The organism is Bradyrhizobium jicamae (assembly GCF_001440395.1).
GTDB classification, from domain to species: domain Bacteria; phylum Pseudomonadota; class Alphaproteobacteria; order Rhizobiales; family Xanthobacteraceae; genus Bradyrhizobium; species Bradyrhizobium jicamae.
In genome coordinates, this window is the sequence record NZ_LLXZ01000120.1 from 39766 (window position 1) to 65228 (window position 25463).

A 25463-nucleotide genomic window follows, 5' to 3' on the forward strand; every position below is an offset into this window, starting at 1 on the left:
TCGGCGTTACGTTCAGCGTCATGCGTAGGTCGCCGTCATTCGGGTTCGCGCCAGGCAACGCATGGCGGCGGTTGCAACCGCCTCCGGCGTGATGCCGAACTCGCGGTAGAGCGTCTCGGCCGGCGCGGATGCTCCAAAGCCGGTCATGCCGACGAATTCGCCGCCATCGCCAAGCCATCGCGCCCAGTCGCCTTCGACCGCGGCCTCGAGACCGACCCGGGGAACGCGACCCAGAACGGCGGTCCGATATTCGCGGGACTGCTTGCGAAACAGCTCGAAGCACGGCGCCGAGACCACCGCGGCGCGGACATTGTCTTTCTCGAGCAACCGTGCCGCCTCGAGCGCGATCGATACTTCGGAGCCCGTTGCGATCAACGTGACATCGCGGCCGGCCTCCGGTTCAACGACGACGTAAGCGCCGAACGCGACCAGATTGGTTTCGCCAGCTTCTTCCCGGAACGTCGGGACCGCTTGCCGCGACAGGCACAGCACGGACGGCGCGCTGAGCTGCCGCAGCGCGCAATCCCACGCCTCTGCGGTCTCGACGGCGTCGCCGGGGCGAAACACCAGCAAGTTCGGAATGGCCCGCAGCGACGCCAGATGCTCGACCGGCTGATGCGTCGGACCGTCCTCGCCCAGGCCGATCGAGTCGTGCGTCATGACGTGGATGACGCGGATGCCCATCAGCGCCGCCAGCCTGATCGCCGGGCGGCTGTAATCGGCGAAGCTGAGAAACGTGCCGCCATAAGGGATAAAGCCGCCATGCAGCGCAATGCCGTTCATCGCAGCGGCCATCGCATGCTCGCGGATGCCGTAATGGATATAGCTGCCTTCGAGCGCGTCAGACCGTACCGGCCGCTGCGTCTTGGCCCGCGTCAGGTTCGAATGGGTGAGATCGGCCGAGCCACCGAGGAGATTCGGCAGCGCTTCAGCGATCACGTCGATCACCAGTTGTGAGGCTTGCCGGGTGGCGATGTCAGGCCGTTCGCTGCCGAACTGTTCCCGTAACTGCGCCATGAGCAAGGCATAGCTGCAGGGCAAATTCCGGTTCAGCGCATCGTGAAACGGCGAGCGTCCCGCCGAATTGACGCGCCTGCTCCGCTCGACCCAGGCGCGCCGGGAGGCATGTCCCTGCGCCCCGATTTCGCGCCAGGCATCGAGGACGGCTTCCGGCACCTCAAATGGCGCATGCGGCCAGTTCAACGCGCTGCGGGTCTTCCCGACTTCATCGGCTCCGAGCGGCGCGCCATGCGCCTTCTCGGTGCCCTGCCGGTTCGGCGCGCCGAAACCGATCACGGTGCGGCAAGCGATCAGGGATGGCCGGTCGCTCCGCCGCGCGCGGCGGATCGCGGCCGCAATCGCCTCGGGGTCATGGCCATCGATCCGGACCGCCGACCAGCCGGACGCCTTGAAGCGCGCAAGCTGGTCATCCGAGCATGACAACGACGTGGAGCCGTCGATCGAAATCTCGTTGTCGTCGTAGAGCACGATCAAGCGGCTGAGCCTGAGATGCCCCGCCAGCGAAATCGCTTCGTGGCTGAGGCCCTCCATCAGACAGCCGTCACCGGCGATCACGTAAGTATAGTGATCGACGAGATCATCGCCGAAGCGTGCGTTCATAAGGCGCTCCGCCAGCGCCATGCCGACCGCCGTAGCAATCCCCTGCCCCAGCGGGCCCGTGGTGGTCTCGACGCCGGGCGTATGTCCGTACTCGGGATGGCCCGGGGTTTTCGATCCCCATTGCCTGAACGCCTTCAGTTCGTCCGCCGTCACCCCCTCATAGCCGGTCAGATGCAGCAGCGCATACAAGAGCATCGAGCCATGACCGGCCGACAGCACGAACCGGTCGCGATCCGGCCACGCCGGATCGGCGGCATCGAATTTGAGGAAGCGCGAGAACAGCACGGTGGCGACGTCAGCCATGCCCATCGGCATACCCGGATGACCCGACTTCGCCTGCTCGACGGCGTCGATGGCCAGGAAGCGGATCGCGTTCGCCATTTCCGCATGCGAAACAGTCGCATCGTTGGCAATGCGGGATAGAGCTAGATCGGTCATATCATGCGCCTCTTACGTTCCATCAGTTGCAGGATCAGCGGGGTGAGGATGAGCTGCATGGCGAGATCGAGTTTCGAGCCATGGATCACGATCGAGTTGGCGCGCGACATGAAGCTGTTTGGGATCATCGACAGCAGATAGGGGAAATCGATGCCGCGCGGATTCTTCAGGCGGATCACCACCATCGATTCGTCCGGCGTCGGTATCCAGCGCGCGATGAAGGGATTCGACGTATCGACCGTCGGCACCCGCTGGAAATTGATGTCGGTCTCGGTGAACTGCGGACAGATGTAGTTCACGTAATCAGGCATCCGCCGCAGGATGGTGTCGGTGACCGCTTCCGCCGTGTAGCCGCGGTCGCGGCGGTCGCGATGCAGCTTCTGGATCCATTCCAGATTGATGACGGGAACGACGCCGATCTTGAGGTCGGCATGTTGCGCGATGTTGACCTTGTCGGTCACGACAGCGCCATGCAGGCCTTCGTAGAACAACAGATCGGAATTTTCCGGTAGCGCCGTCCATTCGGTGAACGTGCCAGGCTTGGCGCCGTACAGTCGTGCTTCCTCGTCATCATGGACATAGTGCCGCGTGGTGCCGGTCCCGGACTCGCCGTAGTCGCGGAACAGCTTCTCCAGTTCCTCGAACAGGTTGGTTTCCGGGCTGAAATGGCTGAAATGCTTGTTGCCGCGCTCGGCCTCCTCGGCCATTTTCGTGCGCATCTCATAGCGGTTGTAGCGGTGGAAGGCGTCGCCCTCGACATAGGCAGCGGCGACGTTCTCGCGGCGGAAGATGTTTTCGAACGTCTTCTTCACCGAGGTTGTACCGGCGCCGGATGATCCTGTGATCGATATGATGGGATAGCTGCGCGACATCTGTTTTTCCCAATCAGCGAAACAGGCCACGCCGTGCGAATAGCGGCGCATCGCTGTTGTCAAACATCGGTTGGGTGCCTTCATGAATGGCGGTGATGTCGCGAACGCCGCGCATCGATCCCATGATCAGCGGCACCCGCTGGTGCGGCGTTTTCGCCGACAATTCGAGGATGCGCCGGCGGCCGGTGGTCGCGGCGCCGCCCGCCCACTCCATCACCAGCGCCATCGGATGCGCCTCGTAAAGCAGGCGGAGACGTCCCTCGCGGTAGGCCGGGCGCGCATCCGCCGGGTACAGGAACACGCCGCCGCGAACGAGAATGCGAAGCGACTCCGCGACCAGCGAGCCGATCCAGCGCATGTTGAAATCGGCAGCACGGCCGCCATTGGTGCCGGCCAGGCACTCGTCGATGTAGGTGCGCACCGGTCCGTACCAGTGCCGGCGGTTCGAGGCGTTGATGGCGAATTCGGGCGTGTCGGGCGCGATCCTGACGCGGCGCGCGATCAGCAGGAATTCCCTCGCACGCCGGTCCAGAATGAAGATGTCGACGCGCTCGTCGAACGCCAGCACCAGCGTCGTTTGCGGGCCGTAGACCACGAAGCCGGCCGCGCACTGCGCCGTGCCGGGTTCGAAGAAGGTGGAGACGATGTCGTTGCCGCGCGAGCGGATCGAGAAGATGGTTCCGACGGAGATGTTGTTTTCGAGGTTGGCAGAGCCGTCGAGCGGATCGATCGCGACGCAGAGCGACGCCCCGGCATCGAACACTTCCGGCAGTTCCGATTCCTCTGACAGGACGGCGGCGACCGGCGACTTGCGCAATGCCGCGCGCATCATCGCGTCGGCGGCGAGATCGATATCCTTCTGAACGTCGCCGTCGGAATTGACGCCGTCGGTCCTGCCGGTAATGCCCGCCAGTGGTCCATCGGCAATGAGATCGGCAAGGCCGATCGCTGCAGCGGCGATCGCTTCAATCACGGTGGACACGGCCGGCCCGGCCGGCGTCTCCGACCCCGTCTGATCAAGATGTGAGCACAAGGTCACGCGTGCGCCCATGGCCGTTCCCCGTTTGGCGCCCGCTTTCGGGGCGATTGCAAAGCGTCGTGCCCATCCGCACCCCGCGCACTAACAACAACCCAGTTTGCAAAATTAGTGAAATTTTCTTATCTTTGGCTTTGCCAAAGTTTTTCTTATGTTGGACGGACCCATGGCAAACAGGTTTCCGCGGGAATTGACCATTCGCCAGTTGCGCGCGCTGGCGGCCGTTCACAGCGATCGATCGGTTACCGCGGCGGCCAAGCGGCTGCACCTGACGCAGCCGGCGGTCACGCTGCAGATCCGCAATTTGCAGGAGATTGCAGGCGTGCCGCTGATCCAGCGCACCAATGACGGCATGCTGCTGACCGACGCTGGACGCGAGGTGCTCGCTCTCTCGGAGCGCATCGAAGCGGCGATTGCGGATTGCGCGACCTCGCTGGAGATGATCGCAGGCAAAACGGCGGGGCGGATCTCGATAGGCGCGGTCAGCACCGCGAAATATTTCGTGCCGTTCATGATCTCCGGATTCTCGAAACGGCATCCGAACATCGATGTCACGCTCTCGATCGGAAACCGCCAGGAAATCGGCACGGCGTTACGCGGCTACGATCTCGATTTCGCGATCATGGGCCGGCCTCCGGCCGACATCGAGATGGACGTCCATCCGATTGGCGATCATCCGCATGTCATCATCGCGCCGACCAGCCATCGCCTGGCGAGAAAGTCTCGCATCGCGCCGAGCGATCTCGCCAATGAGACGTTCCTGACGCGCGAGCCCGGCTCGGGCACGCGCGGCCTGATGGAGCAATTGTTCGAGACGGCAGGCATTCGCCCGAACATCGGCATGGCGATGAGCAGCAATGAGACGATCAAGCAGGCGGTGATCGCCGGGCTGGGCATTGCGTTTATTTCCGCGCATACGGTCGCCACCGAACTCGACGAGCGACGGCTGGTCACGCTGGATGTGGTCGGCCTTCCCATTGTCCGGCAATGGTTCGCTTTGTCCCGCAAGGACAAGATCCTGCTGCCGCCGGCGCGCGCCATGCTGGAATTCCTCAGTGCCCGCGGCGCGCAATTCCTGCCACGAACCCAGGGCCGGATCAGGCTGACCCGGACATCGGCGCGCGGGAAACGCCGGTGACGATGGTGCGATGCATCCCGAATGATGAGACGAAAGTCTGAGTGCCGCCATCCCGGCACGCCACCAGATCAAGGAGCAATCGCCGACAGGTTGACATCCTGCCCTCTTCTCCAAATACTTGGCCAAACAGCGCAGACAAGCTGACCCGGCGACGGATAAAACAGATAAAAAGGGAGGACACGATGCCGACTTCACGCAGAACACTGCTGAAGACTTCTGCGGCTGCCGCCGCCGCCTTCACCTTCGATTGGACCCGCGCACAAGCGCAAGCCGAAACGGTACGCATCGGCCTGATCTACGACCTGACCGGTCCCTTTGCCGCGGGCGGCTCGGTCGCCTCCTCGATCGGCGCGCAGATCGCCATCGACCTCGTCAACGAAAAGGGCGGCATCGGCGGCAAGTACAAGGTCGCCCCTATCGCTGCCGACTCCCAGAGCAAGCCCGATGTCGCGATCAATGAGGCCAATCGCCTGATCGACCAGGAAAAGATCGACATCATCAACGGCGTCTACGCGAGTTCGCACGCGGTGCCGCTCGCGGCCAAGGTCGAACAGCAGAAAAAGATCCTCTGGATCACCACCGCGGTGTCGACCGCCGTGTTCAAGGACAAGAACCTGCAATACGTCTTCCGCGCGCAGATTCATTCCGACCAGTATGGCCAGGCCTTTGCGGGCTTCATCACCGAGCACGCCAAGGCGAAGCTCGGCATGGAGCCCAAGGACGTCAAGGTCGCGCTGATCCACGAGGATGGTCCTTATGGGGTCGGCGTCGCCGCCGCCGATGAGGCCTATGCGAAGGAAGCCGGCCTGCAGGTCGTGCTCAAGGAAGGCTATTCCGCCTCCGCCCCTGACCTCTCGGTGCTGGTGACCAAGATCAAGCGCGCCAGGGCCGACGTCATCTCCCACGCGGGATACAACCCTGATATCACCCTGTTCCTGCGCCAGGCGCGCGAGAACGGCCTCAAGTTCAAGATGCTGTTCGGCGCCGGCGCGGGCTACAGCCAGCTCGACAAGTTGCGGGCCACGTTCGGCGCCGACATCGACAATTTCTGCAATATCGATCCGGTGCCGGCACAATTGCTCGACGCCTCGAAACTCGCTCCAGGGATCGGCGATCTCACCAAGGTGATGATCGCGCGCTACAAGGAGAAGACCAACGCGACCGATGTTCCGCCGCACTGCTCGATGGGCTTCAACCAGACCTGGATCCTGCTCAATAGCGTCCTGCCCATCGCCAAGGAGAAGTATGGCGGCTTCGATCCCGAAGCCATTCGCAAGGCGGCGCTCGATGTCGATATCCCGCCGGGCGGTACCATCCAGGGCTATGGTGTGAAGTTCTTTCGCCCCGGCACGCCGCTCTCCGGCCAAAACGAGCGCTCGACCCCGGTCGTGATGCAAAATGCCGGCGAGCATATTTCAGTGGTCTGGCCGACCAATATCAGGACGCAGGACCCGGTATTCCCGCTGCCGAAATCGTCGGTGTATGCGGCATAGGGCGATCTTTCACCCTCTCCCCTTGTGGGAGAGGGTGGCTTCGATGCTTCGCATCGAAGCCGGGTGAGGGGTTCTCTCCGCGGACGAATCTCCTCGCAGTTGAGCCCGCGGATAGAACCCCTCATCCGGCGCGCTACGCGCGCCACCTTCTCCCACAAGGGGAGAAGGGAGATTGCCGTTAAAGCGTCACGCGCCGCCCCTCCTCCGCCGCCCAATAGCCGGCGTAGTTGACCTTGATGGTCTCGAAGGCCAGCGTCAGATCCGAGAGCGGCTGGCGGCCGGTGGCGACGCATTCCATGAAATCCTGGATTTCCTGCGTATAGCCGCGCGTCCATTCCTCTTCAAGGCAAATGTTTTGCCAGCCGGTCTTCCGGTCGACCTTCTCGGTAATATAGACGTTGGCGAGCTTCTCCTCGCTGGTCTGATAGCTCATCATGTGCGTATTCGGCGTGATGTTGGCAAACAGCGAGCCGCTGCTGGTGTAGGTCTCGATCAGGTTGCGGACGCCACCGAGGATCATGTCGCCGGAAAACACCGTGGCCTTGGTGCCGTCCGAGAAGGTGGCCGTGAGCACGCCCCAGTCCTCGACATCGACGGGGTTGGCCTTGAGCACGGAACGTTCGTCCGGGCGCAGGCACGCCGTCACATTGCCGACATCACAGGTCACGCTGGCAACGCCGATCGTCTCGCCGCGCGCCTTCGCCTCGACCTGCTTGAGATAGAGCACCGCCGACAGCGGATGGCATCCCATGCGGATCAGCGAGCCGCCGCCGGTCATCGCCCATTGCGCGGCGTGCGCGGCATGCGAGCCGGAATGGCTCTCCTCCCCCTTCATGAACAGGATCTTGTCTTTGGTGGCTTTCAGGATCTCCACGGTCTTGGCCACCGCCGGCGCGTAGATCCAGTCCTCGGCATACATGAAGAGCTTGCCGGTCTTGTTGATCGCCGCACGGGTCTTTTCCATTTCCTCCAGCACGCGCTCATACATCGACGCCTTCGGCACATGCTTGCCGATCGGCGCCTTGTCGCCATCCCGGCCGAAATAGCCGGCGAACGGCTTTTCACAGATGACATGCTTGCCGGCCTGCATCGCGTCCACGATCATCGAGGTGTGCAGATTGGGCGGCGTGCAGATGTCGATGACGTCGAGATCAGCATCGGCGATCAGGTCGCGAAAGCTGCGATAAACCGCCGGAATCTGGTGACGATGGGCAAACTCGACGACGTGATCGCCCCTCGCCGCAACGGCCCGGACTTCGACATTCACGCCGTAAACGCGGCGGTAGGCATGCATGTGCAACTCGGACACGAAACCGCAGCCGGCCAGGCCGATCCTGATTTTCGCCATCTGCGGAATGCCTCCGGGTACGGCTTGAGGTTAGTTGCTTCGGCTGGTCTTCCGGCGCATCAACGCAGCGAAGAGCTCGGTCAGGCCGAAACGCCAGGGTTCGCAATCACCGCTGTGGCGCATCCGGTTGGTCAGCCGGCCGAGTTTCGGCGTGGCGACCGTCACCAGATCGCCTTCCACGTGGGTGAACCCCTGCCCCTTCGCAAACCGATCCTGGATCGGCGCGAACATGGTGCCGAGGAAAAGCACAAAACCGTCGGGATATTGATGGTTCTCGTTGATGGTCTGCCCGACGATATCCGCCGGGTCGCGGCTGATCTTTGTCAGCGAGGATGCACCATGCAGGACAAAACCTTCCGGCCCCTTCACTTCCAGCGAGATATCCATCTTCCTGACGTCGTCGAGCGTGAAGCCCGCGTCGAAGAACCGCACGAACGGCCCGATGGCGCAGGATGCGTTGTTGTCCTTGGCCTTGGACAGCAGCAGCGCCGAGCGTCCCTCGAAGTCGCGCAGATTGACATCGTTGCCGAGCGTGGCGCCGACGATGCGGCCGTCGTTCGCCACCACCAGCACGACCTCCGGCTCCGGATTGTTCCAGGTCGATTTCGGATGCAGGCCCGCATCCACGCAAGTGCCCACCGCCGACAGCACGGGCGACTTGGTGAACACCTCGGCGTCCGGCCCGATGCCGACTTCGAGATATTGGCTCCAGGCATTTTGGGAAACCAGGACGTCCTTCACGTGCTGCGCTTCGGCCGAACCCGGCTTCAATTGCGACAGATCGGTGCCGACGATCCGCGTCACCTCGGCCCGAATCGCCTCCGCCGAATCCGGATTGCCGCGCGCCCGCTCCTCGATCACCCGCTCCAGCATCGAGACGGCGAAGGTGACGCCGGCGGCCTTGATCACCTGCAGGTCGATCGGGGCCAGCAGCCATGGCCTGGCTGGGTCGCGGGTATCCGGCGGCGTATTGTTCAGGAGATCCTGTAGCGAGCCGATCCGCTCGCCGCGCGCGGTACGCAGCGCCCCGGCCGGATCGGCAGCGGCGGCAAGCTGGCTGGCGGTGGGAAATTCGTCGGTGATGTCGAACACGCCATCCTGACGAATCGCGACCACCGATGGCCCGGCAAGGTCGGGACGCCAGATCCGCCCCATCAGCGCGGCGCCGGCAAAATCGTCGGGCAGAATGAAAGCGGCGTCGGTGGCGATAGTCATCGTGGGAGGTCCTCGTAAGGGGCGTCTGTGCGGTCAGAGCAGCACCGTCCATAGAAGGGAAACCGCTCGATGGGTCAACACCTTCAGGGAGGGGTTGACGTCAGCACCGCGGCCTCGGGGACAGGCTCATCGCGCGGCAGCATGCAAAATCAGACGATTGGTCAAATGCGGCCGATTGCACGCATGGTCAATCTGCCCTGGCGCATGATGGTTGAATAACGACGGCAAGGAGATTCGATGTCGGGGAATTACATGCGGCTCGGTCGCGCCGGAACGCCGCGGGCCCGGGATGGCTGCATGACCTCTCCGGCCGGCAGGCCTTCACTCCGCGGCCTCAACCAGGGTGCGGCACCACAACGTGGCGGTGATCTGCGCTGACGGCGATCGCCATCAGCGCAAGGTCGGTATCTCGCAAGATCGGGCCAGTGCCCGCTTCGCCTTGTCTAGGCCGCCTTGGCCTTGGACTTTGCCACATGGCTCGCGATCGCATCCATCAAAGGCGGCGACAGGCAGTCATAGGGCTCCAGTCCGAGCTCCTTCAGCCGGGCCCTGATTCCAGCCATCTCGCCCGGCTGGACACCGGACTCCAGAACGGACGACACGAACGCCGCGAAGCCCGGAGCCGCCGATCCGCTTTCCTGGAACAGCTCAGGATGAATGAAGTCGAGGCCGTAGAAGGGATGCCCCGTATTTTCGATCCGGCCGTACATATGTGTGCCGCAGGCCTTGCAGGCGTAGCGCTGGATCACTGCTGCAGAGTCGACGATTTGCAGCTTGTCGCCATTCTCGGTCACTTTCACATTGTCGCGCGGAACGACGGCGACGACAGAGAAGATCGCGCCTGAGGGCTTCCAGCATTTGGTGCAACCGCAGGCGTGATTGTGGGCGACGTCGCCCTTGATGGCGACCTTGACCGGCTTATCCGAGCACTTGCAGACAAGGGTGCCCCCGGCAAAACTGCCGGTCCCCTGTTTTACGCCGCCGTCTACCGATGGGTGGATATGAACAGTCATGGGCCTATCCTCCTTGTGTTTGAAGTTCCGCTATTCAGAACACGACAACCGAACGGATCGACTTGCCCTGGTGCATGAGATCGAATCCCTGGTTGATCTCCTCCAGCTTGAGTACGTGCGTAATCATCGGATCGATTTCGATCTTTCCGTTCATGTACCAGTCGACAATCTTCGGCACGTCCGTGCGGCCACGCGCGCCGCCAAAGGCCGTTCCCTTCCAGACACGGCCAGTCACGAGCTGGAACGGCCGGGTAGCGATTTCCTTGCCGGACTCCGCAACACCGATCACGACCGAGACGCCCCAACCGCGATGGCATGCTTCGAGCGCCTGCCGCATCACGTTGGTGTTGCCGGTGCAATCGAAGGTGTAATCGGCGCCGCCATCGGTGAGCCCGACCAGATGCTGGACGATGTCGCTGACCTTGGTCGGATTGACGAAATGCGTCATGCCGAAGCGGCGGCCCCAATCCTCCTTGGCATCGTTGATGTCGACGCCGACGATCTTGTCGGCACCCACCATCTTCGCGCCCTGGATAACATTGAGGCCGATGCCGCCGAGTCCGAAAACGACGACGTTGGCGCCCGGCGTGACCTTGGCGGTGTTCACCACGGCACCAACGCCCGTCGTCACCCCGCAACCGATGTAGCAACTCTTGTCGAACGGCGCGTCCTCGCGGATCTTCGCCACTGCGATTTCCGGCAGTACGGTAAAGTTCGAGAACGTCGAGCAGCCCATGTAATGGAAGATCGGTTTGCCCTTATGGCTGAAGCGCGAGGTGCCATCCGGCATCAGCCCCTTGCCCTGGGTAGCGCGGATGGCGGTGCAAAGATTGGTCTTGCCGCTCAGGCAGCTTTTGCACTGGCGGCATTCCGGCGTGTAAAGCGGGATCACGTGATCGCCGGCCTTGACCGATGTTACGCCCGGTCCGACTTCGCGGACGATGCCGGCGCCCTCATGACCGAGGATCGAAGGAAAGATTCCTTCGCTGTCGAATCCATCGAGCGTGTAGGCATCGGTGTGGCAGATTCCAGTCGCCTTGATCTCGACGAGAACTTCACCGGCCTTCGGGCCTTCAAGGTCGACTTCGACGATTTCAAGCGGCTTCTTGGCTTCGAATGCGACAGCAGCGCGGGTCTTCATTCTAAACTCCACATTGGTTCTTCAAGTCGCTGCACGGAGTATCAGGACATATTCCTCGCACGCTCGGCATGATCATTTGCCTCCCATGCAGGACTTTTCCGTCTCGGTGTACGCCTCGGGCTTGTCTTCCTTCTTGGCGGGCCGGACGCGCCCGACAGCGTCATGGGCACGGGCACGCAGATACACATAGAGATCGTCCATGTAGCAGGCGACATTCGGATTGTCGCCGAGCGCCGGCATGACGGAGTTGCCGTTCTTGCGGCCACTCGCGACGACGCTGACGAAGTCGCCGTAGTTCATCGTCCTCAGCGAATCCTGCAACGCCGGCGCGTAGGTCGATCCCATTCCGTCGGGGCCATGGCAGACATGGCATTCGGAATGATAACGACGGTATCCGGAGTAGGTGTACCAATCGACCGTGCCGTCGGCGCCGACTTTGTAGGTCGGGTTTCCATCCTTGTCGTAGTACTTACCGTCCTCAGACTTGACCGCGGTGGCATCGTCCGCAGCGAAGGCAGTCGTTCCCTGCGCCACCAGCATGACAGTGGCCGCAATCAACCAGATTTTACGCAAGAGCTCATCCTCGATATCAGATGCAGACCAGCCGGCGCGTGGAGCGAACCACGCGCCGGAGGAGATGGTTCTGCTTTACTGCGGCAGCGCGAACACCGTGAGCGTGCCGCCGAGTGCGGTGTAGTTGCTCAGCGCGGCATAGCCACCGACCGCACCGAGGCCCGCAGTCGGATCGGTCAGACCTGCAGCAAGGCCGATACCCGCCCAGCCGCCGACGCCGGACAGCACGGCCACATACTGCCTGCCGCCCTGCTCATAGGTGTTGACGTTGCCGATGATGCCGGACGGGGTCTTGAACTTGTAAAGTTCCTTGCCGGTCTTGGCATCGACTGCCTTCAGATAGCCTTCGAGCGTTCCGTAGAACACCACGCCGCCGGCCGTCGCGAGCGCTCCCGACCACACCGAGAACTGCTCCTTGTTCGACCAGACGATCTTGCCGGTCTTGTTGTCCCAGGCGATGAAGTTGCCCATATGGCTTTCGCCCTGGGGCGGATACATCGAGAGCGTCGCGCCGACATAGGGCTGGCCCGCGGTGTAGCTCACCTTGAACGGCTCATAGTCCATGCAGACGTGGTTGGTCGGGACATAGAACAGCTGCGTATCGGGCGAATAGGCTGCCGGCTGCTGGTCCTTGGTGCCGAGCGCTGCCGGACAGATGCCCTTCGTGTTCTTGTCCTCGCCGCCCTTCTCCGTCGAATACTGATCGACGACCTTGGGACGACCATAAGTCGGCGAGCTCTTGTTCATGTCGACGCCGGTGGTCCAGTTCACCTTGGGATCGTACTTCTCGGCGACAAGCAGTTCGCCGGTTGCACGGTCCATGGTGTAGGCCAAGCCGTTGCGGTCGAAATGCGTCAGCAGCTTGCGCTCCTGGCCGTTAATGCTCTGGTCGCTGAGGATCATTTCGTTGACGCCGTCATAGTCCCACTCGTCATGGGGCGTCATCTGATAGACCCAGCGCGCCATGCCCGTATCTGCGTTGCGGGCGAACACGGTCATCGACCACTTGTTGTCGCCCGGACGCTGTTTGGGATTCCAGGTCGAGGGATTGCCCGAGCCGTAATAGACGAGGTTCAGACTGGGATCATAGGACAGCCAGCCCCATGTGCAGCCGCCGCCGATCTTCCATTGATCGCCCTGCCAGGTCTTGATGCTCGAATCCTTTCCGACCGGCTTTCCAAGGTCCGTCGTCTTCTCGGGATCGACCAGGATCTGATCATCCGGTCCCTCCGAGAAGGCGCGCCATACCTGCTTGCCGCTCTTGAGGTCGTAGGCCGTGACGTGACACTGCACGCCAAATTCGCCGCCGGAAATGCCGATCAGGACCTTGTCCTTGACGACCAGCGGCGAGGACGTGCCGGTGGCGCCCTTGCCGGGATCGCCATTCTTCACGCTCCACGCGACCTGTCCGGTCTTGGCATCGAGTGCGACCAGAGTAGTGTCGGCCTGATGCAGGAAGATCTTGCCGTCGCCATAGGCCACGCCGCGATTGACGGTGTCGCAGCAAATCACCGGGATGACGTTCGGATCCTGCTTCGGTTCGTACTTCCAGACGATCTTGTTGTCCTGCGATAGGTCAAGAGCATAGACCTTGTTCGGGAACGGCGTATGGACGTACATGATGTTGCCGATAACAAGCGGCCCGCCTTCGTGGCCGCGCAGCACGCCGGTCGAGAAGGTCCAGGCGACCTGGAGCTTGCCGACATTGGATGCGTTGATCTGGTTGAGTTTCGAGTAGCGTGTATTGGCGTAGTCGCCGGCCGGCTGCACCCAGTCCTTTGGGTTCTGCGACATCTTGATTAGTTCATCGTTGGCGTAAGCGCCGCCGACGGCGAATGCCGTCATGGCGCCAAGACAAGTCGCGGATAGCACCTTGCGCATAGTTGATTCCTCCCAGATACGAGTTTTTGGGTTCCGCCGAAGCGGCCCATTTCTTCCATCTTGGTCCCCATTCGTATCCCGTCCTGAAATAGGAAACTTGCCCAAGAGCGAAACGCGTTTGCTCAATAGCGAAAACTCGAAAACTTTTTAGTTTTGGTCCGATGCGATGGTCCGGCTCCGTCGAAAATGCTGCGAAGCATCATTTGCGTGGGCATGTTCCCACGTTCGCCTCGCGCCACGCCGCGCCGATGTTTTCCTTGACGCCGCCGAAACTAAGTTGGAGGATTGTCAAAGGGATATTGGGAAGAATCTGCGCGCCTTCCCGGACGACTGCCTAAATTGGGTCCAAATGTCACGACCATCTGACCGACGCCTAGGCGGAGGTAGCAGCCTGTTCTCAAATCGGTGGCTGGGCAATGTCTGATACAGTTCGTTCACTCAGCACTTCCGGGTTAGCGCCGAAAAAGCAGATCCAAACCTGGTCAGATGCGCTGACGGATCTCTGCGGTCAATTCGATGTCGATCCGCTGGAAGGTTCCTCGCTGGAGGGGCGGATAAACTACACGACCGTTTCGCAGTTAAAGCTGTGCCAGATCGAGGCAAGCCAGCATCGTATCGCGCACACGGTCTCAGGCACCAAGCTGAGCGAACATCCCTACGTCAAGATCCTGTTCCAGACCTACGGCATCTCGCATTTCGAACAGGCCGGTCGGCGCATGGACATCATGCCCGGCGATTGCCTCGCCTATGACGTCTCCTGCCCGCACACGATCGTCAGCCCCTCGCTGACCCGGCACGAGGTCGTGATCGTACCGAAGGAACTGCTCCACGAACGCGGCTTCCGCACGGCGAAGATGTTGCCGTGCAAGCTTTCCGCGCGCAACGGCACCGGCCGTATTGCCTACGACTTCGTGCACACCGCGTTCGATGAAGCGAACAGGCTGTCGCCCTACAACGCAATCGGCGTTGCCGATTCGCTGATCGATTTGCTGCTGCTGCCGCTGCGCGAAGCCGACACGATGTTCGATCGCGTCGGCCCCGAGGCAATGTACATCCGCGCGCAAGCCTTCATCCGCGAACATTTGCGCGACCCGGAGCTTTGCATCGACCAGATCTCCGCCGCGCTGGGCTGCACCAAGCGCTATCTGCACATGCTGTTCAGCGACAAGGGCATGACCGTCAGCGATTACATCTGGCGGGCGCGGCTGCTGCACTGCCGGCAGGAGCTGGAGACCCAGCACGGAAAGACAATCACGGACGTCGCGTTTTCGTGGGGCTTTTCCAGTTCGTCGCATTTCAGCCGCGTGTTCCGGAAGCATTTCGGGTTCGTCCCCTCCGCCATCCACAAGGCCTCCCACAACGGTCCTGTCTCGGACGCCTCCTGAAGACGAGCGTCAGGCACTGAACCTCTCCCCTCGCCAGCGGTAGCCGCTGTCGCTCCCGCACCGATCAGAAGGTCGCTTTCAGCCCTGCATAGAAGGCGCGCGGCCGCGCCGGGGTGACCGTGCGAGGGTCGGTGAACTCCGCGCCGCCATTGGCGAAGTTCGGTATGTCGTCTCTCTCGAAGAATGTCCCGTATGTCGCATAGCGATTGTCGAAGATATTATCGATGCGACCGTAGAGCTGATATGTCTTGTTGATCTGGTACGAGGCGTGAACGTTGAAGACCGAATACCCGGGCAGCCTCGCCGCCTGGTTGGATTCATCTCCTGCAAAATACTGGCTGGCAACGAACAACGCGTCGCCACCGACCTTAAAGGCATCAGTGACCGAATAATCGAGGCCAACCTTGACCCGATTGCGAGGTATCGCCGGAATTCGATTGCCTGGCAGCACCTGGATTACGTCGTCGACGGCGAACGGGCTACGAGAGTCGAGCGTCAACGGATCGAGGAAGCGCGCATCGACAAGGGCCCAGTTGGCGTAGAGTTGCAGCGCCTTCGACGTCAAATTCACCTGCGCCTCGATGCCCTGCCGCCGCGTCCTGCCCACGTTCTGGAAGTAGCCAAAACCCTGCACCTGCGGGCTTGGAATCGCCATGATGTCATCGGCGTTGGTCGCGCGGAACCCGCCAATTTTCCAGCCGAGCGTGCCGATATTCAGCTCCTTGGTGCCGCGGAAGCCTGCTTCGACGGTACGCGATACGACCTGCTTCAGCGGCGGATCCGCGATCAGGAAGGCCGCGACGATACAGGGACGCGCAGGGTCGGCGCACGCGAGTTCGAGCGGGGTCGGCGCACGATTGGCTTCGGAGTACCCGGCATAGGCTGTCACTTCCGGCGTAATCTTGTAGGTGCCGCCGATCATTGGGTTGAAGCGGCTGAACGTGTGACTGCCGTTGAGCTCGGTGCCGATCTGATCTTGAAGCACGATGCTGGCATAGTTGAACCGGCCGCCGCCTGAAAGTGAAAACCGGTCCGTCACGTCGAACGTGTCGAGCGCATAAAGCCCGGTGTAGCGGTTGGTGGCCCGAAGCGAGACCGGGCCGATCGAAATCGGACTGCCTGATGGCCCGAGGAATATGCCGCTGCCGTTGACGACGTAATTTGAACCGATGGTGCCCAGCTCCGCGCTGGCCCCGAAGCTGGTGACGCCGGAGTCGAAGCTCGTGCCGACCATGAATTGGTTGTTGTGTCCGAACAACTGGTCGGTATTGGTGGCCTGCAGGGTCGCACCGGTCGTCGTCGAACGGGTCGTTGTCCGGTCGATCTGCCCCAGCACGGCGTCGGCTGGGAAGGGATTTACGATCGGAACTCCGTTGACGCCATTTGCAAAGTTGGTGTCGTCATTGAAGCAAAGAAACGCGTCGTTGGGGGCTGCACATGGCTCGGTCTCGGTCGGATTTCCGTCCACCGTCTTCTGCTGGAACCTGCGAACGCGCACCGAGCCATCGAGCGTCCAGGTCGGTGTCACCTCGACCTTTCCGGTCAGATTGGCGTACGCCACGCGGTTGTCGGTGGTCTGCGGCGTCGTGTAGGTCGCGCCCCAATATTTATTGAGAAGTTCGACTGGAACGGCCGCCGAGGCGCCGAAATTGTTCTTGGCGACGCCGAAGTTGAGGTGAAACTCACTGCTGTCCGTCCGGTATCCTACGTCTCCGTAGAAGCGGCGGATTTCCGATTGCGAGAAGTTGCGATAGCCGTTGTCTCGCAGGCCTTCGAGCGCGCCGTAGACCGACCAATTGCCGTACTGCTGGCCATACTGCGCCGAGCTCTGGATGCGCCCGAATGAGCCGCCCATCGTGTTGATTTCAGCGCCCTTGTAGTTGAAGCCGTCCTTCATCAGAACGTTGACGGCTCCACCGAGTGCGTTGAGGCCGAACGCGGGGTTGTTGGTTACGACCGTGACCGACCTGATCGCGGCGGTCGGAATCAGGTCCCAATTCACGGTGTCGCCGAACGCCTCATTGATGCGCATGCCGTTCTGGTAAACAGCCAATCCCTGAGGTGTACCGGCGACCGGAGACGCGACAAAGCCGCGGAACTGTACGTCGGGCATAAATGGATTTCCGGTCGTATCACTGAGGATGACGCCCGGCACCCGTTGCTGCAATGCAACCGCGATGTTCAGCGAGTCCGTGCGCGCAATCTGCGCGGCACCAACGGCGTTGATGGCCGCAGGCACCTTGTCGACATCGACCCCCAAGCGGGCTTGCGGCGTTGGCGCGGTCGGATAGACAAGAACCCTGCGCACGTTACGGGCGACGCGAGGTGCGGTAGTGCCGCGTGCTGGCCTGGTCGCTGGTCTAGCTGATGTCGACGGCGGAGCAACGACCTCAATGGCCGGCAACACCTCGCTGTCGCTGGACGCGGTCTGTGCCTGGGCACAATCCACCGCGTGAACAAGGCAGATCGAGATCGTCCCGATCGACAATACGCGTACGCCCATATGCCACCCCATACATACCGGCGTGTCCCCAGCCGGTTTGCTGTGATCAATACTAGTGACAAGCCAACGATACGCGCTAGCCGCAAAAGGTCGGGTTTCCGACCTTGCATTCATCCCGAGGCGGAGCGGGACAAATTCCCGAAGGGAGCGCAGTCATCCATGAGGCGATCCGTGCGGAACGACCGCCTCTACCGTGACACCGCCATCGCCGGAGACCACATTCAGAGTTCCACCCAACGCCAGAATTCTCTCGCGCATCCCGATCAGGCCGAAGCCGGACTTGTGATCCGGCGCCAGACCGCGGCCGTTGTCGCTGACGCGCACCAGAGCGCAGCCGCGACTTCCCGGAATGCCTTCGGTCTGTTCGACCGTGACGCTGACAGTCGTCGCGTCGGCATGGCGGAAAGCGTTCGTCAAGGCTTCCTGGACGGTGCGGTAGATCGTCAGATCAGCAACTTCTCCGCCCTCACCCGGCGCGCATGCAATGCTCGCCTCAATCGCAACGTCGGGTCGGGACTCGCGCCACAAGCGCAGCAGCACGCCGAGCGCCTCGGCTAGTCCAAGCTCCGCGAGCCCGACGGGCCGCAGCTTTTCCAGTATCCGGCGATTGAATTTCTGAAGCGCATTGAGCTGCTCCATGATGGCGGTGGCATGCTTGCGCAAGGCATCGGCGCTCGGCGCACGCCCATCCTCGGACAGCCGCGCCAGCGCGCCGGCGTGCGCGCGCAGCGTAAAGAGATGCGGCCCGAACTCGTCATGCAGTTCGCGCGCAATCTCCTTGCGCTCCATGTCCTGCAGCGAGACCGTACGTTCGGCGAGTAGGCGCTTGTCCTCGACGGCTTCGCCGAGGGCACCCGCAAGGTGGTTCAGCTTGGCACAGATTACCGCCAGTTCGGGCGGGCCGCCGGGCTCGACGCGTGAATCATACTGCCCGGCCTCGATATTGGCCATGGTTTGCGACAGCGCCTGCAGCGGCGCCAGCGCGCGGCCGACCACCGTCATCGTAACCAGAAAGAGCGCGAGCGCGAGGGCGGTACCGACCGCAAGCTGGGTCACGATTCCGTCCCAGATCTCGGCCACCTCGTCGTTCGGATGCGAGGTGATCAGCAGCGATTGCGGCTTGCCGTGGATCGTGATCGGCACGCTCACGGTGGTGGTTTCCGGATGAACGAGCGCAATGAACCACGCCGGCGGCGACCGCTCGCCGTCGCCATTGCCGGAGTGTTCGCCCGTGGCGGCGTCGCCCTGCCGCGTGATGCTGACATGACGGAGCCGGCTGAGGTCAGACGCGATCTGGTTCAGCCGCGCTTCCGGGTCCGGCGCCTCGTTCAGGCTTGGCACGATCGTCTCGACGAACTCCCGCGCCAGCCGGATGACGCTCTGATCTTCGGCGCGAACACGGGGCGCCGCCTCTACCACCAGCCGCGCGATGTTGATCGCTAAACCTAGCGTGAGCCCCAGCGCCAGCAGCAAATTGATCCGGGAACGCAACGATAATTTCTGCCACATGACGTTTGCCCCAATCGCGTCTCAATCAGTTCCTCGACGAGAGGACCGTTGACAGTCGAAAAACCGACGATCAGATTGAAGCGTACAGCAATCGCGTCGGCGTTGCATGATCGGCCTCGCGCCGAACTCGGCGTAACGTGATGCGATGCAACAACGCGATCGAAGCAACTCGGGGATCAATGTAATGCGTGTACTGATCGTCGATGACCATCCCATCGTCGCCTCGGGCTGCCGCACGGTGTTTGCAGACGATCCCGAGGTCGTGCTGCTGGAGGCTGCCGACGCGGAGAGCGGCGAACGCGTGTTCATCGCCGAGCGACCCGACATCTGCGTGATCGATATCAACCTGCCGACCGTGTCGGGATTTGAGCTGGCGCGGCGCATTCTTGCGCGCACCGCTTCCGCACGAATCATCATGTTCAGCATGAACGACGATCCGGTCTTCGCGGCGCGCGCCATCGACATCGGTGCCAAGGGTTATGTCGCCAAGACCGGCGATCCGCAGGATCTGGTCGAGGCGATCCGTGAAGTCGGCAAGGGCGGCGTCTATCTGCCGTCTGCGATCGCGCGGAGCATCGCCTTCGCCGGACCGGCATTCGCCCGCAGCCCGCTCTCCAAACTCACGTCGCGGGAGATGGAAATCCTCCGCCTGCTCAGCGCGGGCAAGAGCCTTTCCGAGATCGCGTGGCTGGTTCATTCCTCGTACAAGACCGTTGCCAACACATCGTCGATCATGCGCCAGAAACTCGGCGTGCGAACTTCCGCCGAACTGGTGCGGCTGGCGATCGAAAGCGGCATCGGCGTAACCGTGCCGCACGGCGCCGGAGTAGCAAGACAATGACCATGCAGACCGTTTCGCTCAACACGTCATACGGCGGAACGCAAGGCGTGTACCGACATGCCAGCGGCGAAACCCGCACCGACATGACCTTCTCGGTCTATATCCCTCCGCACGCCGCCGGCGCCAGGCTGCCGGTGGTCTGGTATCTCTCCGGCCTGACCTGCACCCATGCCAACGTGACGGAGAAAGGCGAATTCCGCAGCGCCTGCGCCGAACTTGGACTGATCTTCGTTGCGCCCGATACCAGCCCGCGCGGCGAAGGTGTGCCCGGCGATCCCGCCAATGCGTATGATTTCGGGCTTGGCGCCGGCTTCTATGTCGATGCGACACAGGAGCCGTTCGCGCGCAATTACCGCATGTGGAGCTATGTGACGGAAGAACTGCCGAAGCTGGTCGCTGAGAAGTTTCCCATCGATCCTGATCGGCAGTCCATCTTTGGTCACTCCATGGGCGGCCACGGTGCACTGACGGTCGCGTTGCGTCATCCGGGCCGCTATCGCGCGGCCAGCGCATTTGCGCCGATCGTCGCTCCCTCGCAGGTGCCATGGGGCATCAAGGCGCTCGGCGGTTATCTCGGCAGCGACCGGCAAGCATGGCGCAGGCACGATGCGGTGGCGCTGATCGAGGACGGCGCCAGGCTGCCAGATATCCTGGTTGACTACGGCGATGCCGATCAGTTCTTGACGGAACAGCTCCGCCCCGAGCTGCTGCAAAGCGCATGCGAGAAGGCCAAGATCCCCCTCACCTTGCGCCGGCAACCCGGCTACGACCACAGCTACTACTTCATCTCGACATTCATGGGTGATCACCTGCGTTGGCACGCCGCACGTCTGAAGGGCTGAAACGACGCAGTTCCTGCGCTACAGAATTGAGTTGCAAGCCGAAGCAATTCGGTCATGGTTCAAGCTAACGGTCTTCCACAGCGCGAAATCGAGAAGGCCTTTTAGGGAGAAGCCATGATCCGATGGTTGGTCGCTGCGATCGGCTTGAGCGTCGCGGCTGCCCCCGTGCTCGCGGCCGCCCCCATCGAGATCGGCATCGGCTATCTCGGCCGCGCCGGCGTCAAGCCGAAATTGTCGCTCGTCGAACTGCCGGCCGAGAACGATGGCGTCGCCGGCGCGCGGCTGGCCGTCGAGGACAACAACACCACGGGCAAGTTCCTCAACCAGCGCTTCACGCTCGAAGAGGTCCGGCTCAAGGACAATGAGGACGTCGGGAAAGCCGCGGCGACGCTTGCCGAGCGCGCCGGATTCATCATTACCGACCTTCCGGCGGATGATCTGCTGAAGGCGGCCGACGCGCTTCGCGATCGCGGGACGCTGCTGTTGAACGCCGGCGCCATCGACGACCGGTTGCGCGAGCAGGATTGCCGCGCCAACGTCATCCATGTCGCGCCGACGCGCTCAATGCTGGCGGATGCGCTCGCCCAGTATCTGGTGTGGAAGCAGTGGAAGCGCTGGCTGTTCGTCGTTGGCTCGCATGATCGGGACAAGCTCTATGCCGACGCCTTGCGCCGCGCCGCCACGCGGTTCGGCGCCAAGATCGTTCAGGAACGAACTTTCGAGGACACCGGCGGGGCCCGGCGCACCGACAGCGGCGTCACCCTGATCCAGCGGCAGATACCAACCTTCACCCAGCAGGCGCCGGCCTATGATGTCCTCGTCGCGGCCGACGAGAGCGAGGCGTTCGCGTCCTACCTGCCCTACCGCACCTGGGATCCGCGCCCCGTTGCCGGCTCGGCTGGTCTTGTTCCAACCAGTTGGCATGCCGCACAGGATCAATGGGGCGCGATCCAGATCCAGAACCGGTTTGTGAAGTTGAACTCCCGACAGATGACCGCATTGGACATGCAGGCGTGGACGGCTGCGCGCATGATCGGTGAAGCGACGTCGCGCACGAAGTCCGGCGATCCAAAAGCGATATCGGATTTCCTCAAGGGGCCCGATTTTTCCGTTGCGGCGTTCAAGGGCCGTCGCTTGACATTGCGGGACTGGAACCTGCAGCTTCGGCAGCCGATCCTGCTGGTCGATGGACGCATGGTGGTCTCGGTTTCGCCGCAGGAGGGATTCCTGCATCAGGTGTCGGAGCTCGACACGCTTGGCGCCGATCGGCCGGAGACGAAATGCAAATTGCGTTGAGGAGAACGAAATTGCGCATGTGGCATCACTGCCTGATTTCCGGAATGGCCCTCTGGCTCGCGGCAGCGAGCCCCGCATCGGCCTTCATCGCCTATGTCTCCAACGAGAAGAGCAACACCGTAACGGTGATCGACACGAGCAACTGGTCCGTCATCAAGACCATCAAGGTCGGCCAGCGGCCGCGCGGCATCGAGTTCACGAGAGACGGCAAGTTCGTCTTCGTCGCCGTCGGCGACGACGACAGCATTCAGGTCATCGACGTGGCGAAGCAGGAAGTCGTCGATACCCTGCCCTCAGGCCCTGACCCCGAACTATTCGCCCTCGATGCCGAAGGAAAAATTCTCTACGTCGCCAACGAGAACGACAACACGGTAACCATCATCGACGTCGAAAAGCGTACCCGTCTCGGTGACATCCAGGTCGGCGTCGAGCCTGAAGGCATGGCCATAAGCCCGGATGGCAAAATCCTGATCAATACGTCCGAGACCACCAACATGGCGCATTTCATCGACACCACGACGCGCCAGATCGTCGCCAACGTGCTGGTCGATGCGCGCCCGCGCTACGCCGAGTTCAAGCGTGACAACTCCGAAGTATGGGTATCGTCGGAGATCGGCGGCACCGTTTCGGTGATTGATCCGGTCAAGCGGGAAGTGACAAAGAAGATTGCATTCGAGATTCCGGGTTTGCGGAGCGAGGCCATTCAGCCGGTCGGCATCGGCATGACCAAGGATGGCAAGACCGCCTTCGTCGCGCTCGGCCCCGCCAACCGCGTCGCGGTGGTCGATGTCGCCAGCCACAAGGTCACGAAGTATCTGCTGGTGGGACAGCGGGTCTGGCACGTGGCATTCACCCCCGACGAGAAATATCTGCTCACCACCAACGGCGTATCGAACGACGTCTCTGTCATCGACGTCGCCGCGCAAAAGGTCATCAAGACGATCCAGGTTGGCGAACTACCCTGGGGGATCACGATTGCACAGCCATGACGGCCAGTGACGCATATTCTTCCGGTCAGGATACGCGGGACATCGCCTCCCGGCCCGACGCCATGGCGACGCCTGCACTGTCGATCGACGGCGTCAGTCATTCCTATGGCACCCGGCGCGCGCTGATCGACATCGGCTTTACGGTCGCACCGGCAAGTTTCACCGCATTGCTTGGCCTGAACGGCGCCGGCAAGAGCACCCTGTTCTCGCTGATCACGCGGCTGTTCGGAATCCAGCACGGACGGATCGGAATTTTCGGCCATGACGTCGCGCGTACTCCCGGCGAAGCGCTGCGGCTGCTCGGCGTGGTGTTTCAACCCCGCACCCTCGATCTCGACCTCTCGGTGACGCAAAACCTGCTGTATCACGCCGCTCTTCACGGCATCGGCAGGCGCGATGCCCGCGCGCGCAGCCAGGAGGTACTGGCACGCATCGGCCTTGCCGACCGTGCGGGCAGCAAGGTGCGCGACCTCTCCGGCGGCCAGATGCGACGACTGGAAATCGCGCGGGCGCTGTTGCACCGTCCGCGCCTGCTTCTGCTCGACGAGGCAACCGTCGGCCTCGACGTCAAGGCGCGCGCCGACATCCTCAACCACGTCCGCCAGCTCGTTGCCGAACAGGGAATCAGCGTGCTGTGGGCGACGCATCTGTTCGACGAAATCGGTTCGAACGATGATCTCGTCGTCCTGCATCAGGGCCGGGTATTGGCCAAGGGCAAGGCTCCGCGCGTGATCGCCGAGGCCGGCGGCAGCGACATCAACACGGCGTTCATGCGATTGACCGGCTCCGCCGAACCGAGCGGGAGCGCGATGTCATGACCTCGACAACCATCGCGCCAGGCCGCAGCGGCTTCTCGCTCGCCGAATACCTCACCTGCCTGAACGGTATTGTGTGGCGCGAGGCGCTTCGTTTCCTGCACCAGCGCGAACGCTTCATCTCGGCGCTGGTGCGACCGCTGGTCTGGCTGTTCATCTTCGCCGCGGGCTTCCGCCAGGTGCTCGGCCTCTCCATCATCCCGCCCTACGAGACCTACATCCTGTATGAGGTCTATATCGCTCCCGGCCTGATGGCGATGATCCAGCTCTTCAACGGCATGCAGTCCTCGCTCTCCATGGTCTATGACCGCGAGATGGGCAATATGCGGACCTTGCTGGTGAGCCCGCTGCCGCGATGGTTTCTCTTGTCCTGCAAGCTGCTGGCGGGAACCGCGGTCTCGCTGCTTCAGGTCTACGCGTTCCTGCTGATCGCCTGGTTCTGGGATATCGCGCCGCCGCCGGCCGGCTATCTCACGGTGCTGCCGGCGCTGGTCCTGTCCGGCCTGATGCTCGGCGCACTGGGCATGCTGATCTCTTCCGGCATCAAGCAGCTCGAGAACTTTGCAGGCGTGATGAACTTTGTCATCTTTCCGATGTTCTTCGCTTCGTCAGCGCTCTATCCGCTGTGGCGCATCCTGGAGAGCAGCCCGATGCTCTACTATGTCTGCCTGTTCAATCCGTTCACGCATGCCGTGGAGCTGATCCGTTTTGCGCTGTATGGACAGATCAACTGGATCGCGCTCGCGGTCGTGGGAGGCTGCACGATCGTCTTCATGATCGGCGCGATCCTGGCGTACGATCCCTCGCGCGGCCTGATCCGCCGCGGGCCGGCCGGAGGCGAGACATGAAATACCGGACTGCGATCGCGGCATTTCTCGCCATGACGGCGATGAGCGGATACGGCCACGCCGCGGATCCCCGCTATCCGGATTGGCCGTGCGTTCAGGCCAAGGTGCCCGAGATTTCGCTGGCCGCGGTGTGGGCGGGCCCGCCGCTCGACGATGTCTCCGGCAAATGGAAGGACAATCCCAACGTCAGCACACTGGTCGCGCGGCTCGCAGCAAGGCGAACCCCGCTCGAGGACGCGCAAAAGGCGATCACCGAATATCTGCACGGTACAGCCGACAAGACTGCCAGCGGAAAACTGCTGTTTGCCGGCCTGTTCGAATCGCTCAATGCCCAACGTACCCAGGTGATGAACGGGCTCGAGCGCGTCACCCGCAAGCAACGCGAGGCAGCGGACAAGATCCGCGCCGACACGCTGGCCTTGCAGGCGCTGCAGGGTGAGACGCCGCCCGACCAGGCCAAGGTTGACGAGCTCGGCAATCAGCTCGTCTGGCAGACGCGGATCTTCGAAGACCGGCGGAATGTCATCAAATTCGTCTGCGAGGTGCCGACGGCGATCGACCAGCGGCTGTTCGCGCTCGGACGAACGATTCAGCAGGAGATCGAATAGGCTCTAAAGCGTGATGACTTTTCTTCGAATAGTCATCCCGCTTTATCCTTTGTTTGAGC

21 protein-coding genes are annotated in these 25463 nt (G+C 62.2%); 10 read left to right on the plus strand and 11 right to left on the minus strand.

Annotation, left to right across the window (positions count from 1 at the left end):
• Positions 1-18: 18 nt before the first annotated feature.
• From tkt to CQ12_RS19725, 3 genes are read right to left on the minus strand one after another with little or no spacing between them, the layout of a single operon-like run.
• Positions 19-2058 carry a transketolase gene (gene tkt / locus CQ12_RS19715; RefSeq protein ID WP_057836962.1) on the minus strand — a complete coding sequence of 680 codons (2040 nt, stop codon included), beginning with the start codon at positions 2056-2058 and terminating at the stop codon, positions 19-21.
• Complete coding sequence (locus CQ12_RS19720; RefSeq protein WP_057837098.1) at positions 2055-2930, minus strand: phosphoribulokinase; 876 nt, start codon at positions 2928-2930, stop codon at positions 2055-2057. The genes tkt and CQ12_RS19720 overlap by 4 nt, the downstream gene beginning before the upstream one ends.
• Positions 2931-2943: 13 nt before the next feature.
• Positions 2944-3981: a class 1 fructose-bisphosphatase gene (locus CQ12_RS19725; protein ID WP_057836963.1), complete on the minus strand. Its 1038-nt coding sequence runs from the start codon at positions 3979-3981 to the stop codon at positions 2944-2946.
• A gap of 151 nt (positions 3982-4132) precedes the next feature.
• Between CQ12_RS19725 and CQ12_RS19730 the strand changes: the two genes are divergently transcribed.
• On the plus strand, positions 4133-5104 hold the full coding sequence (locus CQ12_RS19730) for a LysR family transcriptional regulator (RefSeq protein ID WP_057837099.1): 972 nt from the start codon (positions 4133-4135) through the stop codon (positions 5102-5104).
• A gap of 182 nt (positions 5105-5286) precedes the next feature.
• On the plus strand, positions 5287-6597 hold the full coding sequence (locus CQ12_RS19735; protein WP_057836964.1) for an ABC transporter substrate-binding protein: 1311 nt from the start codon (positions 5287-5289) through the stop codon (positions 6595-6597).
• A 178-nt stretch (positions 6598-6775) separates the two neighbouring features.
• On the opposite strand, the gene CQ12_RS19740 is transcribed toward CQ12_RS19735, so the two are convergent.
• The 6 genes from CQ12_RS19740 to xoxF5 form a co-directional block, all read right to left on the minus strand.
• Positions 6776-7945 (minus strand): Gfo/Idh/MocA family protein, encoded by a 1170-nt coding sequence (locus CQ12_RS19740; protein WP_057836965.1) that lies wholly within the window; start codon positions 7943-7945, stop codon positions 6776-6778.
• A gap of 30 nt (positions 7946-7975) precedes the next feature.
• The gene (locus CQ12_RS19745) at positions 7976-9160 is read right to left on the minus strand and encodes a fumarylacetoacetate hydrolase family protein (protein WP_057836966.1); all 1185 of its coding nucleotides are present in this window, start codon (positions 9158-9160) and stop codon (positions 7976-7978) included.
• A gap of 443 nt (positions 9161-9603) precedes the next feature.
• Positions 9604-10173: an S-(hydroxymethyl)glutathione synthase gene (gfa, locus tag CQ12_RS19750; RefSeq protein WP_057836967.1), complete on the minus strand. Its 570-nt coding sequence runs from the start codon at positions 10171-10173 to the stop codon at positions 9604-9606.
• Between the two features lie 34 nt (positions 10174-10207).
• Positions 10208-11314: an S-(hydroxymethyl)glutathione dehydrogenase/class III alcohol dehydrogenase gene (locus CQ12_RS19755; RefSeq protein ID WP_057836968.1), complete on the minus strand. Its 1107-nt coding sequence runs from the start codon at positions 11312-11314 to the stop codon at positions 10208-10210.
• A 72-nt stretch (positions 11315-11386) separates the two neighbouring features.
• Positions 11387-11854 (minus strand): c-type cytochrome, methanol metabolism-related, encoded by a 468-nt coding sequence (locus CQ12_RS19760; protein ID WP_057836969.1) that lies wholly within the window; start codon positions 11852-11854, stop codon positions 11387-11389.
• A 108-nt stretch (positions 11855-11962) separates the two neighbouring features.
• The gene (gene xoxF5 / locus CQ12_RS19765) at positions 11963-13768 is read right to left on the minus strand and encodes a lanthanide-dependent methanol dehydrogenase XoxF5 (protein ID WP_057836970.1); all 1806 of its coding nucleotides are present in this window, start codon (positions 13766-13768) and stop codon (positions 11963-11965) included.
• A 416-nt stretch (positions 13769-14184) separates the two neighbouring features.
• On the opposite strand from xoxF5, the gene CQ12_RS19770 reads away from it, so the two are divergent.
• Entirely contained in the window at positions 14185-15153 is a 969-nt protein-coding gene (locus CQ12_RS19770; RefSeq protein WP_057836971.1) for a helix-turn-helix domain-containing protein, read from the plus strand.
• 64 nt (positions 15154-15217) lie between these two features.
• Here CQ12_RS19770 and CQ12_RS19775 read toward each other — a convergent pair whose 3' ends face one another.
• Positions 15218-17656: a TonB-dependent receptor gene (locus tag CQ12_RS19775; protein WP_245310018.1), complete on the minus strand. Its 2439-nt coding sequence runs from the start codon at positions 17654-17656 to the stop codon at positions 15218-15220.
• 153 nt (positions 17657-17809) lie between these two features.
• Entirely contained in the window at positions 17810-19165 is a 1356-nt protein-coding gene (locus CQ12_RS19780; RefSeq protein ID WP_057836973.1) for a histidine kinase, read from the minus strand.
• Between the two features lie 184 nt (positions 19166-19349).
• Between CQ12_RS19780 and CQ12_RS19785 the strand changes: the two genes are divergently transcribed.
• The 7 genes from CQ12_RS19785 to CQ12_RS19815 all read left to right on the plus strand — a co-directional run bounded on the left by CQ12_RS19785 (position 19350) and on the right by CQ12_RS19815 (position 25404).
• Positions 19350-20006: a response regulator transcription factor gene (locus tag CQ12_RS19785; protein WP_057836974.1), complete on the plus strand. Its 657-nt coding sequence runs from the start codon at positions 19350-19352 to the stop codon at positions 20004-20006.
• On the plus strand, positions 20003-20848 hold the full coding sequence (gene fghA / locus CQ12_RS19790) for an S-formylglutathione hydrolase (RefSeq protein ID WP_057836975.1): 846 nt from the start codon (positions 20003-20005) through the stop codon (positions 20846-20848). Before CQ12_RS19785 ends, fghA begins: the two co-directional genes overlap by 4 nt.
• 114 nt (positions 20849-20962) lie before the next feature.
• The gene (locus CQ12_RS19795) at positions 20963-22144 is read left to right on the plus strand and encodes an ABC transporter substrate-binding protein (protein WP_057836976.1); all 1182 of its coding nucleotides are present in this window, start codon (positions 20963-20965) and stop codon (positions 22142-22144) included.
• Positions 22145-22161: 17 nt separating this feature from the next.
• A complete protein-coding gene (locus CQ12_RS19800; protein WP_430642248.1) occupies positions 22162-23133 on the plus strand; it encodes a YVTN family beta-propeller repeat protein in 972 nt (323 codons plus the stop codon).
• Positions 23130-23951 (plus strand): ABC transporter ATP-binding protein, encoded by an 822-nt coding sequence (locus CQ12_RS19805; protein WP_057836978.1) that lies wholly within the window; start codon positions 23130-23132, stop codon positions 23949-23951. The genes CQ12_RS19800 and CQ12_RS19805 overlap by 4 nt, the downstream gene beginning before the upstream one ends.
• Entirely contained in the window at positions 23948-24796 is an 849-nt protein-coding gene (locus CQ12_RS19810) for an ABC transporter permease (protein WP_057836979.1), read from the plus strand. The genes CQ12_RS19805 and CQ12_RS19810 overlap by 4 nt, the downstream gene beginning before the upstream one ends.
• On the plus strand, positions 24793-25404 hold the full coding sequence (locus CQ12_RS19815) for a hypothetical protein (RefSeq protein WP_057836980.1): 612 nt from the start codon (positions 24793-24795) through the stop codon (positions 25402-25404). The genes CQ12_RS19810 and CQ12_RS19815 overlap by 4 nt, the downstream gene beginning before the upstream one ends.
• The last annotated feature ends 59 nt before the right edge of the window (positions 25405-25463 follow it).